The organism is Patulibacter sp. (assembly GCF_030655195.1).
Lineage (GTDB): Bacteria > Actinomycetota > Thermoleophilia > Solirubrobacterales > Solirubrobacteraceae > Patulibacter.
On sequence record NZ_JAURWA010000156.1, the window covers coordinates 25,599 to 37,662 of the forward strand.

Annotated in this window: 11 protein-coding genes and 2 pseudogenes; 5 read left to right on the forward strand and 8 right to left on the reverse strand. The window is 74.8% G+C overall.

What is annotated here, in order from left to right:
* The first annotated feature begins 55 nt into the window (after positions 1-55).
* The gene (locus tag Q7T67_RS17690; RefSeq protein ID WP_304792808.1) at positions 56-1,276 is read left to right on the forward strand and encodes an NAD(P)/FAD-dependent oxidoreductase; all 1,221 of its coding nucleotides are present in this window, start codon (positions 56-58) and stop codon (positions 1,274-1,276) included.
* 95 nt (positions 1,277-1,371) lie between these two features.
* On the opposite strand, the gene Q7T67_RS17695 is transcribed toward Q7T67_RS17690, so the two are convergent.
* The gene (locus Q7T67_RS17695) at positions 1,372-1,569 is read right to left on the reverse strand and encodes a hypothetical protein (protein WP_304792811.1); all 198 of its coding nucleotides are present in this window, start codon (positions 1,567-1,569) and stop codon (positions 1,372-1,374) included.
* A 141-nt stretch (positions 1,570-1,710) separates the two neighbouring features.
* Between Q7T67_RS17695 and Q7T67_RS17700 the strand changes: the two genes are divergently transcribed.
* The 4 genes from Q7T67_RS17700 (at position 1,711) to Q7T67_RS17715 (ending at position 5,432) form a co-directional block, all read left to right on the forward strand.
* Positions 1,711-2,217, forward strand: a complete 507-nt coding sequence (locus Q7T67_RS17700) for an Rrf2 family transcriptional regulator (RefSeq protein ID WP_304792814.1) — start codon at positions 1,711-1,713, stop codon at positions 2,215-2,217.
* Positions 2,218-2,324: 107 nt separating this feature from the next.
* A complete protein-coding gene (gene sufC / locus Q7T67_RS17705) occupies positions 2,325-3,119 on the forward strand; it encodes a Fe-S cluster assembly ATPase SufC (protein WP_304792817.1) in 795 nt (264 codons plus the stop codon).
* 108 nt (positions 3,120-3,227) lie between these two features.
* A complete protein-coding gene (locus tag Q7T67_RS17710; protein ID WP_370695419.1) occupies positions 3,228-4,064 on the forward strand; it encodes an undecaprenyl-diphosphate phosphatase in 837 nt (278 codons plus the stop codon).
* A 99-nt stretch (positions 4,065-4,163) separates the two neighbouring features.
* A complete protein-coding gene (locus Q7T67_RS17715) occupies positions 4,164-5,432 on the forward strand; it encodes an aminotransferase class V-fold PLP-dependent enzyme (protein WP_304792823.1) in 1,269 nt (422 codons plus the stop codon).
* Between the two features lie 16 nt (positions 5,433-5,448).
* Here Q7T67_RS17715 and Q7T67_RS17720 read toward each other — a convergent pair whose 3' ends face one another.
* The 7 genes and pseudogenes from Q7T67_RS17720 to Q7T67_RS17745 form a co-directional block, all read right to left on the reverse strand.
* Positions 5,449-6,708, reverse strand: coding sequence for an esterase-like activity of phytase family protein (locus Q7T67_RS17720; protein ID WP_304792826.1), 1,260 nt, complete (start codon positions 6,706-6,708; stop codon positions 5,449-5,451).
* A 145-nt stretch (positions 6,709-6,853) separates the two neighbouring features.
* Complete coding sequence (locus Q7T67_RS17725; RefSeq protein ID WP_304792829.1) at positions 6,854-8,056, reverse strand: HtaA domain-containing protein; 1,203 nt, start codon at positions 8,054-8,056, stop codon at positions 6,854-6,856.
* Positions 8,053-8,952 carry an ABC transporter ATP-binding protein gene (locus Q7T67_RS17730; RefSeq protein ID WP_304792831.1) on the reverse strand — a complete coding sequence of 300 codons (900 nt, stop codon included), beginning with the start codon at positions 8,950-8,952 and terminating at the stop codon, positions 8,053-8,055. The genes Q7T67_RS17725 and Q7T67_RS17730 overlap by 4 nt, the downstream gene beginning before the upstream one ends.
* Positions 8,953-8,956: 4 nt before the next feature.
* The gene (locus Q7T67_RS17735; protein WP_304792834.1) at positions 8,957-9,952 is read right to left on the reverse strand and encodes an iron ABC transporter permease; all 996 of its coding nucleotides are present in this window, start codon (positions 9,950-9,952) and stop codon (positions 8,957-8,959) included.
* Positions 9,953-9,959: 7 nt separating this feature from the next.
* Positions 9,960-10,877 carry an ABC transporter substrate-binding protein gene (locus Q7T67_RS21275; protein WP_370695420.1) on the reverse strand — a complete coding sequence of 306 codons (918 nt, stop codon included), beginning with the start codon at positions 10,875-10,877 and terminating at the stop codon, positions 9,960-9,962.
* A pseudogene (locus Q7T67_RS21280) lies at positions 10,854-11,669 on the reverse strand (HugZ family protein); the annotation flags it as partial. The gene Q7T67_RS21275 and the pseudogene Q7T67_RS21280, both read right to left, overlap by 24 nt.
* Positions 11,670-11,810: 141 nt before the next feature.
* A pseudogene (locus Q7T67_RS17745) lies at positions 11,811-12,064 on the reverse strand (cell wall anchor protein); the annotation flags it as partial.

A 12,064-nucleotide genomic window follows, 5' to 3' on the forward strand; every position in this document is an offset into this window, starting at 1 on the left:
GGGTCCCCGTTCGCGGACCGGGGTCGTCCGGGCGACGGTTGGTAGCGTCGGCGCCATGAGCGGAGCGGAGAGCACGGACGTCCTGATCGTCGGCGGCGGGGTGGCGGGCGCCTCGGCCGCGACGACGCTGCGCGAGGGCGGCCACGACGGCCGGATCGTGCTGCTGACGCGGGAGCTCGACGCGCCGTACCACCGGCCGCCGGGCTCGAAGGAGCACCTGCGCGGCGAGGCGTCCCGCGACGACGCCCTCGTCGTGCCGGAGGGCTGGTGGGCGGAGCACGACGTCGACCTGCGCCTGCGCACCGGCGTCCTCTCCCTCGACGCGGCGGAGCGGACCGTCAAGCTGCAGACCAAGGAGCTCCTGACGTTCGACCGCGCGCTGCTGGCGACGGGCGCGATGGTCCGCCGCCTGTCCGTCGACGGCACCGGCCTGATGGGCGTCCACTACCTGCGGTCGCTGCGCAACGCCGAGGCGATCCGCGCGGACCTCGACGGGCTGCCGGACGACGCGAGGGTCGTCCTGGTCGGCGGCAGCTACATCGGCTGCGAGGTCGCCGCCAGCCTCGCCTCGCACGGGCACCCGGTGACCGTCCTGATGCAGGAGTCCGAGCCGCTCCAGCGGACCTTCGGGACCGAGGTCGGCGCCTGGGTCCGGCGGCGCCTGGAGCGCGAGGGCGTCGTGGTCCGCGGCGACGTCGAGGTCGAGGCGTTCACCCCGCAGGACCCCGAGGACCCGAAGGGCCGCGTCGGGGGCGTCGCGCTGAAGGACGGCACCGTCGTCCCCGGCGACGTCGTCGTCGTCGGCGTCGGCGCGCAGCCCGACGTGATGCTCGCCAAGCGGGCCGGCCTCGAGCTGGGGGAGACGGGCGGCGTGCGCTGCGACGACCGCCTGCGGACCTCCGCGGCGGGGATCTGGGCGGCGGGGGACTGCTGCGAGTACGACTCGGTGCTCCACGGCGGGCGGGTCCGGATCGAGCACGAGGACGTGGCGCAGCAGCAGGCCGCGTTCGTCGCGCGCCAGTGGCTGGGCGAGGACGAGCCCTACGCGACGGTCCCGTACTTCTTCAGCGACCTGGCCGACTGGGTGTCGCTCGAGTCGGTGTCGGTCGGCCGGGAGTTCGACCGCGTCCAGGTCGAGGGCAGCCTCGAGGACGACGCCTTCGCCGTCTGGCTGCTGCAGGGCGATCGTCCGACGGGCTACGCCAGCTTCAACGGCGCCGGGGACCTGGACCGCGGCCGCGAGGTGCTGCGGACGGGCGGTCCCGTCCCGTCCTGAGGGGGCGGGGTGGTCCGCCCCGGGCCGGGAACGAGAACGGGCCCCGTCGGGGCCCGTCGGTGCTGCGGGGTCGGCGGCCGCCCGGCCGCCGGGGCTCAGGCCTCGACGACGACCTTGTCCGGATCCTCGGGACGCACGCCGCGCTCGAACTCGAGGTTCTCCTTGCGCTCGCCGGCGACCTGCGCCAGGGCGTACATGACCGGGATGATCGCGAAGGCCGGGATGATCACGGCCCAGAGGAGGATCAGCCAGATCGTGTAGGTGGCGGCACCGGTGGTGGCGAGCAACGTCATGACCCGGCCAGCATATCCGACGGGCCCGGCGTCAGGCGCCTGGGGCGGGGCCGTCGTCCACGGCCGTGCCGTCCCTCCCTCCTCCGCGGCCCACGGCCCCCGGTCCGGGCCTTTCCTACCTCGCTGGTAGGCTTTGAGGCCGTGATCTTCACGACCAAGGCCGAGTACGGCGTCCGGCTGATGGTGCGGCTGGGCGAGCTGCCGGGGGACGAGCCCGTCTCCCTGAAGACCGTGGCCGAGACCGAGCGCCTGCCGCTCGCGTACCTCGAGCGGATCGTCGCCCTGTTGCGGCGGGCCGGTCTCGTCACGAGCACCCGCGGCGCGCACGGCGGCTACCGCCTCGCGCGTCCCGCGTCCGAGATCCGCATGGACGAGGTCATCCTCGCCCTCGAGGGCTCGGTCGCCCCGATGTCGTGCTTCGTCGACGACCGGGAGGGCGATCGCGACCCCGATCGCGTCCTCTGCTCGCACATCGACGACAGCGGTTCCGGCTGCGCCACCAAGCTGCTGTGGACCCGCGTGCAGGGCGGCGTGTTCCGCGCCCTGCAGCAGACGACGCTCGCCGAGCTCGTGTCGTTCCAGGCGCCGGGGGACCCGCCGGGCCGCCCCGCAGCCCTGGCCGTGCGGCCCCCCGCCGCCACCGTCTGACGCGCCGCCGGCGCTCCCCTCACGGAGCGCCGGGCACCGGCGCCACCGTCCCCCAGAGGGGCGGACCGCAGGACCCCACCCCTCCATCCACGAAATCCGGAAGACCCATGGCTGACCTCGAGATCAAGAACCTGCACGCCCGCGTGGCGGACGGCGAGAAGGAGATCCTGAAGGGTCTGAACCTCACCGTGAACCGCGGCGAGATCCACGCGCTCATGGGCCCGAACGGCTCGGGCAAGTCGACGCTGGCGAACGTCATCATGGGCAACCCGCAGCTCGAGGTGACGGAGGGCCAGATCCTCTGGAAGGGCGAGGACATCACCGAGATGGACCCCGACGCCCGTGCGCGGAAGGGCCTCTTCATGGCCTTCCAGTACCCCGTCGCGATCCCCGGCGTGACGATCGTGAAGTACCTGCGGATGGTCCTGAACGCGCACCGCGAGGAGCGCGGCGAGAAGGAGATCAGCCTGAAGGACTTCCGCAAGCTCGTGCAGGCCGAGATGGAGCGCGTCGGCGTGCCGAAGGAGTTCGGCTCGCGGTACCTCAACGACGGCTTCTCCGGCGGCGAGAAGAAGCGCCTCGAGATGCTGCAGCTCGCGCTCCAGCGTCCGTCGGTCGCCATCCTCGACGAGACCGACTCCGGCCTCGACGTCGATGCCCTGAACATCGTCTCCCAGGCCGTCAACTCCGTGAAGGCGGAGTCGGACCTCGGCGCGCTGATCATCACGCACTACCAGCGGATCCTGCACCTGATCAAGCCGGACCGCGTGTCGATCCTCGTCGACGGCCGGATCGTCAAGGAGGGCGGCCCGGAGCTCGTCGAGCAGATCGAGTCCGAGGGCTACAAGGCCATCCGCGCCGAGGCCGAGGCCGCGGGCGCGGACGTCACCACCGTCGTCTAGCGGGCGCGCCAGGCCGTGCCGAGGGCGCCACCCGCGCCCTCGCCGGTCGCCGCGGTCGCGCAGCGGGCCGCCGCGCGACCCGGCAGGATGCGGGCCGTGAGCACCGGCATGCATCTGTGGGAATCCGTGGTCCTCGGGGCCCTCGAGGGTCTCACCGAGTTCCTCCCCGTGTCCTCGACGGGGCATCTCACGATCGCCGAGAAGCTCATGGGCTACTCGATCGACGATCCGGACGTCACGGCGTTCACGGCGATCATCCAGGTCGGCGCGGTCCTCGCCACGGTGATCTACCTGCGGGCCGACATCGTCCGCCTCGTCTCGGCGTTCTTCCGTGGGCTCCGCACCCCGGGGCAGCGCCGCACGAACGACTTCCGCTTCGCCGTCGCCGTCCTCGCCGGCTCGATCCCCATCGGCATCGTCGGCCTGGCGTTCAAGGACCAGATCGAGACGACGCTCCGCTCGCTGTGGTTCGTGGGCGTCGCGCTCATCCTCTTCTCGGGCGTGATGTGGTGGGCCGACCGCGTCGGGACGCAGCGCCGGCACGAGGGCGACATCACGCTGAGGGACACGGTCACGATCGGCATCGCCCAGTGCCTGGCGCTCATCCCCGGCGTCTCGCGGTCCGGCGCGACGATGTCGACCGGCCTGCTCCTGGGCATCGACCGCGTCGCCGTCACCAAGCTGTCGTTCTTCCTGGCGATCCCCGCGCTGGCCGGCGCGACCGTCCTCCAGACCGTCTCGGAGTACGACAACATCGCCGACGGCGTGGGCTGGGGCCCGACGCTGACGGCCACGGCGGTCTCGTTCGTCGTCGGCTACCTGGCGGTCTCCTGGCTCCTGAAGTTCATCGCCCACCACGGCCTGGGCGTCTTCATCAAGTACCGCGTGGCGCTCGGCACCGTCGTGCTGATCCTCGTCGGCACCGGCGCGCTGGCCCCCACCTAGGGGCAAGGGCCAGGTGGAAGTCCTGAGGTCGTCGTTCCGGTCAGGGCCCGGGCCCCGGGCGATCCGGGATCTCCGTCCTCAGGAGTAGGGTTTGACGGGATGACCGACGTCGCCGCCTCCGCCGATCCCGCCGCCTCCGCCGCCCCGGCCACGCTCGACGTCGCTGCGGTCCGGGCGCAGTTCCCGTACCTCGAGCGCCCCGAGGGCATCGTCTACCTCGACAGCGGCGCCTCCGCGCAGAAGCCGCGCCCGGTCCTCGACGCGATGTACGACTTCGGCGGCCTGCACTACGCCAACGTCCACCGCGGGGTGCACCGGCTCGCCGTCGAGGCGGACGCGGCGTACGACGCCGCCCGGGCGACGATCGCCGCGTTCGTGGGCTCGACCGCCCGCGAGACGATCATCACCAAGAGCGTGACGGAGGCGATCAACCTCGTCGCGGCCTCGTGGGGCGCGGCCAACGTGGGGGAGGGCGACGAGGTCGTCATCACCCAGATGGAGCACCACGCCAACCTCGTGCCGTGGCAGCAGCTGTGCCTGCGCACCGGCGCGACGCTGCGCTACCTCGAGGTCGACGGGGAGGGGCGCCTGGACCTCGACCAGCTCGACGCGTTCCTCGCCGGCGGGAAGGTCAAGCTCGTCGCCGTCGCCCACGTCTCCAACGTGCTGGGCACCCGCAACCCCGTCGCCGAGATCGTCCGCCGGTCGCATGCCGCGCGGGCCCGCGTGATGGTCGACGGCGCGCAGGCCGTCCCCCAGGAGCCCGTCGACGTGGCGGCGCTGGGTGCGGACTTCTACGGCTGGACGGGCCACAAGCTCTACGGGCCGACGGGCATCGGCGTGCTGCACGTGCGCCGCGACCTGCTGGCCGACATGCCCCCGTTCCTTACCGGTGGGGACATGATCAACGTCGTCGACTTCCAGGAGACGACCTGGGCCGGTGGGATCCAGCGGTTCGAGGCCGGCACGCCGCCGATCGTCGAGGCCGTCGGCCTGGCCGCCGCGTGCGACTGGGTCGACGGGATCGGCGGGCCCGCGGCGGTGATCGCCCACGAGGAGCGCATCACCGCCTACGCGCTGGAGCGCCTGGCCGAGATCGAGGGCCTGACGGTCGTCGGTCCGCCCGAGGCCGCGGGCCGCGGGGCCCTGACGTCCTTCGCGTTCGACGGCCTGCACCCCCACGACGTCGCCGAGATCCTGGCCCGACGCGAGGTCTGCGTGCGGGCGGGACAGCACTGCGCCGAGCCGCTGCACCGGGCGATCGGGATCCCGGCGACCACCCGCGCGAGCTTCGGCGTCCACACGATCCCGGAGGAGATCGACGCGCTCGTCGACGCCCTCCGCGAGGCGCAGCGCATCTTCGCCTGACCCCGCGTGCGGACCCTCAGCGGCGCAGGCCCGGGACGTCGACCTGGATCAGCTCCGTGTCGTCCGCCTTGCCCGGCTGCCGACCGGCGTCGAACGGGAAGTTGTTGTCGTTGGCGACCAGGACGCGGTCGCCGCCGAGCGGCAGGACCGACTCGACCGAGACGAACGGGAACCGGAACGGCTGCCCCAGGCCGAAGGTCCCGGGGGTCTCCTGCGTCACGCCCGGGTTCCTCAGATCCAGCAGATCGGCGACCTGGCGCTTGACGAGGGCTCCGGAGGCGTCGGCCTTCCGCAGGTCGACGACGTAGAGCTGCTTGATCTGCGCCTGCGGGCCGCCGAAGTTGTCGCGCTCCAGGATCAGGAGCCGGTGCCGGTCGAGCGCCTGGGCGTCCGCGACGAACGTGTCGGGCCGCTCGGTCCGGTAGGTCCACGTGCGTCCGGTGTAGCGCGACCGTCGCGCGTCGAACTCGTGGACCACGTGCCGGGTCTGGTCCGCCTCGGTGCTCAGCGCCTTCTCGGTGATCGGCAGCAGGATCCGGCCGCCCGGCAGGGCCGCGGTGGCCTCGAAGCCCCCGCTCGCCGGCAGGTTCGGGGCCTCGCCGGGGGCGAGGTCGGGGCTCTGCGGGCTCTTCACGCCGGGCAGCGGCACCGGCGCCTCCAGCACCTTGCCGGTGCGGTCGACGTGCAGCAGGTACGGGCCGAACTCGTCGCCGATCCAGAGGCTCCCGCGGTCGCCCCGCTGGATCGACTCGACGTCGAGGTCGGCGCCGGTCAGACGGCGGTCCGCGCGGGTCAGGGCGAACGGGATGCGCCGGTCCGGGTCGCGCAGGGCGAGCGTCTCGCGGACGGCGACCGTGCCGGCCCCGCCGCGGGCGGTCCGGTACGCCGGGCGGACCCGGTGGACGGCGAGCAGGAAGTCCGCGGAGTTCGCCTTCGACCCGAACCCGTTGTCGGGCAGCCCGAGGACGTCGCCGCCCCGCTCCGCCAGCACGCCGGAGAAGCCCGGGATCGGCTGGCCGGGGAACGGCGGCGTCACGCCGTTGACCGTCGCGGTGCCCAGGGCGGCGCCGGACGGACCGCCGGGGAGGAAGAGGGTCGCGGGCAGCGTGGCGCGGGCGACGAGCGTGGGGACCGCCGGCGGCTTCGGGCCGCCGCCGTGGCCGCCCGGGCGCGGCCCGTCGTGCGCGGGACCGCCGTGGGCCGCGGCGACCGCGGTCGGCAGGGCCAGCACCGAGGCGACGGCCAGGAGGGGGAGGACGGAGCGGGGGGAGCGCATCGATCTCCAGCGTCTCCTGCGGCGCATGGGCCCGTGTCACCGCGACGTGAACCACGGGCCCGCCGTCTCCTGGACGGCGGAGGGGCGGGCGGCTGCCCGCCCGTGGTCCGCCGGCCCGCCCGGAGGCGGACCGGCGGACCGGGCCTCAGCCCGTCGTCGTGACCGCGAAGGAGATCGGGTCGAGCTCGGCGCCCGCGTTGTAGAAGCCGCCGAACGCCGGGGACCCCGCCTCGGTGAGCGTCGCGGGCACCGCGTCCCAGGTGACGCCCGTCGCGGAGACGGTGCGTGTGCCCTTCGTGAGGTCGAGGTCGGCGACCCGGACGTCCGGGTAGTCCACCGTCCTGCCGCTGTTCAGATCCTTGCTCGTCATGTCGGCGTGCAGGGCACCGGTCGTGGCCCCCGCCGTCGTCACGACGCGCGGGTTGCGGATCCAGACGCGCAGCGCCGCGGCGTCGCCGCTGCCGTGACCCTCGAAGTACACCGTGCCGCGGAACCCGATGGACAGCGCGCCGGTCGAGCGGTCGACGGTGCCCGTGGCGGCGCCGAACCGGAACGTCTTGTCGGCGTTCGTCGACGCGCCGTCGGAGACCACGACCTTGCCGCCCGCGATCGGCCCGGTGATGTAGTTGCGGAACGAGGTCTTCACGCCCCAGTCGGAGGTGCCGGAGACGATGCTCGCCGTCGCGGGCGCCCCGGGCGGGAGCGGCGCGGGGACCGGCGACGGCGACGGCGTGGGGGAGCCGGGCGTGCCGGGCGCCGGGGACGGCGACGACGACGGGGCCGCGAGCCTGGCGGTCAGCGTCGCGACGCCGAAGCCGCCGGCGCGCAGACCGCGCACGCCCAGCCGGGAGCGCAGGGTCCGCGCGCCCCTGGCGGTCAGCTTCCAGGTGACCTTCTTGCGGCTCGCCGCGCGGGAGGCGAGGCGGACGTCGAGGCGCTTCGTGCTCAGCGTGAACAGGGTGCTCGGCGTGCCGCCGTCGACCCGGCCCGTCACGGTGGACGAGCTGCGCCCGATCCGCATCCGCAGGTCGGTGAGGCGGGCGCTGCCGTCCTCGCCGCGCAGGAGGAGGCCGTCCGTCTCGCCGTGGACGAGCTGCGAGACCGTGCCGACGACGCCGGACCGGACGGGGATCGCGATCCGCGAGCCCTTCGTGGCCGCGACGCCGATGGGCAGCACGGCCACGTCGGCCCGCTTCAGGGTGCGGTACGCGGCGCCCGTCGGGCGCAGGGTCGTGGTGCCGTTGGTGACGGGCGTGGGGGCGGCGGCCGAGGCCGCCGCGGCGGGGAGGAGGAGGGCGAGGCTGCCCGTGGCGACGACGGTCGCGCGGGCTCGGCGGGTGCGGGTCATGGGGCGGGTGGTCCTTCGGTGCTCGGGGGATGGGAAGCGCCCGGCGGACCGGGCGGCAGATGGGGGGCGGCGGGGACGGCGTCCTGTCCGGCGGACGGCTCGCCGAGCCAGCCGACGTGCAGGGCGGTGCGCCCCGTCGCGTCGGTGGCCAGGGCGGCGTCGACGCGCCAGGTCCGGGCGAGGCGCTCCGACGTCAGGACCTCGTCGGGCGGTCCGGTCGCGACGGTGCGCCCGGCCTCGACGACGACGACCTCGTCGGCGATCGCGGAGGCCAGGGCCAGGTCGTGGACGACGAGGATCACGCCGAGCCCGTCGTCGGCCAGCGAGCGCAGCAGGCGCGCCATCGTCGCCGTCGCGCCGAGGTCCAGCGCCGAGGTCGGCTCGTCCGCGATCAGGGCGGGGGCGCCCTGGGCGAGGCCCACGGCGAGCTGCACGCGCTGGAGCTCGCCGCCCGAGAGCGTCGTCAGCTGGCGGTCCCGGAGCCCGAGGGCGGCGGCCCGCTCGAGGGCCTCGGTGACCGCGAGCCGGTCGGCGGCCCCGGGCCGGCTGAGCGGGCCGATGTGCGAGGAGCGCCCGATCGCGACGGCCTCCTCCACGCTGACGCCCTGGGGGACCTGCGGTCGCTGCGGGACGAACGCCCGCAGGCGCGCGAGCCGGCGCGGCCCGACGGAGCGGACGTCGCGGCCGCCCCACAGGACGGTCCCGGCAGCCGGTCGCGTCAGACCCGCGGCGGACCGCACGATCGTGGACTTGCCGGCGCCGTTGGGCCCGACGACCGCGACGAGCTCGCCGCGGCGCAGGACCAGGTCGGCGTCCGTGACGATGTCGCGCCCGCCGAGCCGGACCCCCAGGCCGTGGACCTCGAGCAGCGGACCGGGTGCGTGGTCGTCCGTCATCGGCTCACACCGCCTTCCGCAGCAGCCACAGGAACAGGGGGACCCCGAGGACGACCATGAACGGGCCGACCGGCAGGTCCAGCGGCGCGGCGACCCGCCGGGCCACGGTGTCGGCGACGAGCAACAGCGCCGCGCCCGCCACGGCGGAGGTCGGCACGACGAACCGGTGGCTGGCGGTGCCGCCGGCCAGCCGCACGGCGTGAGGGACGACCAGGCCGAGGAAGCCGAGCAGCCCGGCCAGCGCGGCCGACGCGGCAGCCAGCAGGGCGGCGACCCCGGCGGCGACGAGCCGCACGGCCCGCGGGCGCACGCCGAGGGACTGCGCGACGTCGTCGCCGAGCGCCAGGCGGTCGAGCGGGCGGATCAACAGCGCGGCGGCGACCAGGCCGAACGCGAAGTAGAACCAGACGCCCCGGAGGGTGCCCCAGCCGTCGTAGCTGAGGTAGCCGGCGATGAAGAAGATGGCCGTCGACACGCGGTCGGGGAACGCGGTCATCAGCGCGGTGGTGCCGGCGGTGAAGACGGCGGAGACCGCGATGCCCGCGAGGATCAGCCGCGCGATGCTGCCGCCGCCGCGCCCGGCCCACGCGACGGCGAAGACCAAGGAGGTCGCGACGAGGCCGAAGACGAGCGCGCTGACCGGGACGAGGGTCACCGACCCCGGGAACGCCAGCAGGATGATCATCGCGCCGAACCCGGAGCCGGCGGTCACCCCGACGACGTCCGGCGAGGCGAGCGGGTTGGCCAGGGCGCCCTGCAGGAGCGCCCCGGCGACCCCGAGGGCGGCGCCGACGAGGATCGCGGTCACCGTCCGCGGGATCCGCAGGCTGTTGACGATCTGGTCCGTCGGGCCGTCGACGCGCCCGTCGCCGACGAGCGGCAGCGCGTGCAGCACGTCACGCACCGGGATGGTGGTGGAGCCGAGGGCCACCGAGGCCAGGGCGGCGATCACGAGGACCACCGCCGAGGTCCCGAGGACCGCGACCTGCCGGAGCGTCACCGGTGGGTCAGTTCTTCAGCAGGTCGCGACGGACCCAGCGGATGACCGCACCCGGGTCGTCGCTCGCCTGGAGCAGCCGGTCGGGGTCGACGATGTGGATGTTGCCCTCGCGCGCGGCGCGGGTCGGCGCCCAGCCCGGCTTGTTGCGGAAGTAGTCGATCGTCGACGGGATGTCCTTCGCGTTGCCGTGAGGCACGACGACGATGACGTCGGGGTCGCGGGCGAGGACCTCCTCGTCGCTCAGCGGCGCGAAGCTCCCGGGGATGCCCGCGTTGAACGTCGGCTTGAGGCCGGAGGTGACGAGCGAGCCGCCGGCGTAGCGGATCATGTCGCCGCCCCAGGAGTTGGGCAGGAAGGCGATCGTGTTGCGGCCGATGCCGAGGACGACGAGGACCTTCGGGTTCTTCTTCACGCCGGTCCGGGCCGAGCGGATGCCGGCGTCGATCCGCTTCGTCAGCTTCGCGCCCTGCGACACCCTGCCCAGGCGCTTGGCGATCCGGCGGACGCCGGGGGAGACGTTGTTGACGCGCAGCGGCTCCCAGCCGTCGACGACGGTGATCTTCTGCGCCTGGATCTTCGGCGTGCCGGAGCGCCAGTTCGGCGAGGAGATGACGAGGTCCGGCCGGAGGCGGATCAGGGTCTCGATGTTGGGGCCGTCGGGGTGGCTCATCGGCAGGCGCCGGATGCCCTTCAGCCCGGGCGCGGCGGCGATCTTGCCGGTGCCCACGCCGTCCCCGACGGCGGTCGGCCGTACACCCAGGCGCGAGGTCACGTTCGACGTGAACGGGGTCAGCGTGACGACGCGCTTCGGGGCCTTGGCGGCCTGCGCACCCTCGGCGAGCGGGCCGCCGGCGAGGCCCGCGACGACGCCGAGGGCGACGAGGAGCGCGGCCAGCCCGCCGCGCGCCCGCCGGGTGAGCGCCACCGTGGCCGCACGCAGGCCGGACGGGGCGTCGAGGCGCTCGTCGAAGCCGACGCGGGCGCCGGTCCTCCCCCGCGGCGTCTCGAGCGCGAGGTCGAGGCCGTAGCGGTCCGCACCGGTGCAGCGGGCCGTCGTCGCGTCGGTGTACCCGGCGAGGGCGCGGCCCATGTCGAGCAGGGCGTCGGCGTGGTCGGCGTTCAGGTGCTCGATCGCCGGGGCGGCGCCGGGCACGACGGGATCGGGCTCGGCGGCCGCGTAGTCGGCCATCGTGACGGAGTCCATCCGGCCGTAGCCGCCGACCCAGCGGACGCGGTCGACCCGCAGGACCCAGGTGCGGAAGTCGCCGAAGCCCGCGAACAGACCCGCGGGCGGGACGGCGCGGACGTAGGCGTCCTGGGCGGCCTGCGCCTCGTCGCCCTCCGGGGCCTGGACGATCCCGGCGAGCGACACCCGGCCGCTGTCGAGCGGGTCGCCGCCGCGCGGCGGGATGACGACGCTCAGCCCGGCGCGCTGGTCCCGCAGGAGGTTGCGGCCGTGCTCCGCGAGCGTCGAGACGACGATGACGGGCCGTCCGTCGGGCAGCGTGGCGAACGCCACCATGGAGGCCCAGGGCGCGCCGTCCTCGCTCAGGGTGCCGAGGGTCGCCACGGTGGTGCCGGCGACGATCGTGCGGGCCTCCTCCGCGGGGGAGAGTCGTGGCGCCGGTGCCCGGGGCTCCAGCGGTCCGGGGACGGCGAAGACGTCGGCGGGGGCGTCGTGGTCGGCGACGGGCGCGCCTGCTGAAGGGTCGAGCATGGGCGGCGAGCCTAGCAAGTTCGGGTCACCTTATTAGGAGTGCCTACCGCGTACGGTGGTACGGGCATCCCACGGCGGCGGCGGTGTGGCGCGGGGGTGGGACGAGGCCGCGCCGGGGGCGGGCGGGCCGGTGTCCGGGGGCTACCCGGCGCGCCGGGGGCGCCGACGCTCGAGCTGCGTGCCTGCCGCGACGGCGAGCAGGGCGAGGCCGGCGAGGACGGTGGCGGCCGCGTCGCCGTCGCCGCCGCCCGCTCCGGCCGCCACCCCGGGATCGCCGGGCGAGGCTGGGGTGGACGCGCCGACGACGGTGCCGCCGACCTGCTGCCCGTCGGCGGCCGGCGGCGCGGGCGTCGTGCTCGTCGTGGTGGTGGCGGACGTCGGGGGCGGCGTCGCGG

Bases quoted from the DNA above. Each gene is read 5' to 3' on its own strand.
- Q7T67_RS17730 (WP_304792831.1), bottom strand. From the start codon at position 8,952: ATGACGGACGACCACGCACCCGGTCCGCTGCTCGAGGTCCACGGCCTG.
- Q7T67_RS17690 (WP_304792808.1), top strand. From the start codon at position 56: ATGAGCGGAGCGGAGAGCACGGACGTCCTGATCGTCGGCGGCGGGGTG.
- Q7T67_RS17720 (WP_304792826.1), bottom strand. From the start codon at position 6,708: ATGCGCTCCCCCCGCTCCGTCCTCCCCCTCCTGGCCGTCGCCTCGGTG.
- Q7T67_RS17715 (WP_304792823.1), top strand. From the start codon at position 4,164: ATGACCGACGTCGCCGCCTCCGCCGATCCCGCCGCCTCCGCCGCCCCG.
- Q7T67_RS17710 (WP_370695419.1), top strand. From the start codon at position 3,228: ATGCATCTGTGGGAATCCGTGGTCCTCGGGGCCCTCGAGGGTCTCACC.
- Q7T67_RS17725 (WP_304792829.1), bottom strand. From the start codon at position 8,056: ATGACCCGCACCCGCCGAGCCCGCGCGACCGTCGTCGCCACGGGCAGC.
- sufC (WP_304792817.1), top strand. From the start codon at position 2,325: ATGGCTGACCTCGAGATCAAGAACCTGCACGCCCGCGTGGCGGACGGC.
- Q7T67_RS17695 (WP_304792811.1), bottom strand. From the start codon at position 1,569: ATGACGTTGCTCGCCACCACCGGTGCCGCCACCTACACGATCTGGCTG.